The organism is Vibrio sonorensis, assembly GCF_001854765.1.
GTDB classification, from domain to species: Bacteria; Pseudomonadota; Gammaproteobacteria; order Enterobacterales; family Vibrionaceae; genus Vibrio; species Vibrio sonorensis.
Map to the genome: position 1 here is coordinate 1 of NZ_LJJE01000107.1, position 2,655 is coordinate 2,655.

Annotated in this window: 1 protein-coding gene; it reads right to left on the minus strand. The window is 52.1% G+C overall.

Annotation, left to right across the window (positions count from 1 at the left end; genetic code table 11):
* On the minus strand, positions 1 to 2,655 hold a 2,655-nt coding region (locus BLO31_RS23940; RefSeq protein WP_175443258.1), incomplete at both ends, for a hypothetical protein.

Here is a 2,655-nt window from a genome sequence, read left to right on the forward strand (position 1 = left end):
AGTTATTACTAGATCTCCACCGTCAGTGGTGACCGCTTCTAGTTCCTTGTTGTTAACAGTGACCGCATTACCATCGGCATCGGTAATGGCTTCATCGGCTTCAATCACTAGCTCTGGTTCAGCGCCAATGGTGACACTGCCGTCGCTTGTCATCTGCATTGTGGCGCCATTGTTATCCACACTACCGTCTGGACGCTGTACATCCAAAACCAAATGACCCGCAGCGTCTGTGATAGGCGCGCCGTCATCATCGTAGTTAGGGCGGTAAATTTCACCGTTTGAACCAGTGACCACATCGCCATTGCCGTTAATCACGAAACCAGCGTCATTGACCAACACTTCTGGTAGTGGTGCCAGACTGGCTTGACCTTGCTCGTCGATTACTAAGACACCTTTTTCGCCAGTCGGCTGATCGGTGTTCGGGTCAATCACATCGACAATGATATTGCCGGTAGGGGTTGTTACTAGATCTCCGCCGTCAGTTGTGACCGCTTGCAGTTCCTTGTTGTTAACAGTGACTGCATCACCATCGGCATCGGTGATGGCTTCATCGGCCTCAATCACCAGCTCTGGCTCAGCGCCTATGGTGACGGTGCCATTGTCAGCCATCTGCATTGTGGCGGCGTTGTTGTCTACACTGCCGTCTGGACGTTGTACATCCATTACCAAATGACCCGCAGCGTCCGTGATAGGCGCACCGTTATCATCATAGTTAGGGCGATAAGTTTCACCGTTTTCGCCTGTTACCACCTCGCCATTGCCGTTAATCACTACACCAGCGTCATTGACCAACACTTGTGGTAGCGGTGTGAGGCTGGCTTGACCTTGCTCGTCGATTACCAAGGCACCTTTGTTGCCAGTCGGTTGATTGGTATTGGGGTCAATCACATCGACAATGATGTGACCGTCAGGAGTTGTTACCAACTTACCATTATTGGTTGTGACAGGCGTGACTTCTTGGTCATTGCCATTTTGAGTTACCGTTACCTTATTGCCGTCACTGTCAATCACAACGCCTTCGTCGTTGACCAACACTGGTGGCAGCGGCATCAGGCTGGCTTGACCTTGTTCGTCGATTACCAACACACCTTTTTCGCCAGTTGGCTGATTGGTGTTGGGGTCAATCACATCGACAATGATATTGCCGTCAGAGGTTGTTACTAGGTCTCCGCTGTCAGTAGTGACCGCTTCGACTTGTTTGTTGTTGACAGTGACCGCATTGCCATCGGCATCGGTAATGGCTTCGTCGGCTTCAATCACTAGCTCTGGCTCAGCGCCGATGGTCACGGTGCCATTGTCTGCCATCTGCATTGTGGCGCCATTGTTATCGACACTGCCGTCTGGACGTTGCACATCCAGCACCAGATCACCCGCTGCGTCTGTGATAAGCGTGCCGTCATCATCGTAGTTAGGGCGATAAATTTCACCGCTAGCGCCTGTGACCACATCGCCGTTGCCGTTAATCACCACACCAGCGTCATTGACCAACACTTCTGGCAGTGGCGCTAGACTGGCTTGACCTTGCTGGTCGATTACCAACACACCTTTTTCGCCAGTTGGCTGATCGGTGTTCGGGTTAACTACATCGACAATGATATTGCCGTCAGGGGCTGTTACTAGGTCTCCGCTGTCAGTGGTGACCGCTTCCAGCTCCTTGTTATTAACGGTGATCGCTTTACCATCGGCATCGGTGATGGCTTCGTCGGCTTCAATCACTAGCTCTGGTTCAGCGCCAATGGTCACGGTGCCATTGTCAGCCATCTGCATTGTGGCGCCATTGTTATCCACACTGCCGTCTGGACGTTGTACATCCAGCACCAGATCACCCGCTGCGTCTGTGATTAGCGTGCCGTCATCATCGTAGTTAGGGCGATAAGTTTCACCGTTTTCGCCTGCTACCACATCGCCATTGCCGTTAATCACGAAACCAGCGTCATTGACCAACACTTCTGGCAGTGGTGCGAGGCTGGCTTGACCTTGCTCGTCGATCACCAAGACAGCTTTTTCGCCAGTTGGCTGATCGGTGTTCGGGTTAATTACATCAACAATTATATTACCATCAGGGGTTGTTACTAGATCTCCACTGTCAGTGGTGACCGCTTCTAGTTCCTTGTTGTTGACAGTGACCGCATTGCCATCGGCATCGGTGATGGCTTCGTCGGCCTCAATTACTAACTCTGGTTCAGCGCCGATAGTCACGGTGCCATTGTCAGCCATCTGCATTGTGGCGCCGTTGCTATCCACACTGCCGTCTGGACGTTGTACATCCAATACCAAATGACCCGTTGCGTCTGTGATAAGCGCGCCGTCATCATCGTAGTTAGGGCGATAAGTTTCACCGTTTGAACCAGTGACCACATCGCCGTTGCCGTTAATCACAACGCCTTCGTCATTGACCAACACTTGTGGCAGCGGTGCGAGGCTGGCTTGACCTTGCTCGTCGATTACCAAGGCACCTTTTTCACCAGTTGGCTGATCGGTGTTGGGGTTAATCACATCGACAATGATATTGCCGTCAGAGGTTGTCACTAGGTTTCCGCTGTCAGTGGTGACCGCTTCCAGTTCCTTGTTGTTAACAGTGACCGCATTACCATCGGCATCGGTGATGGCTTCGTCGGCCGCAATCACTAGCTCTGGTTCAGCGCCGATGGTCAC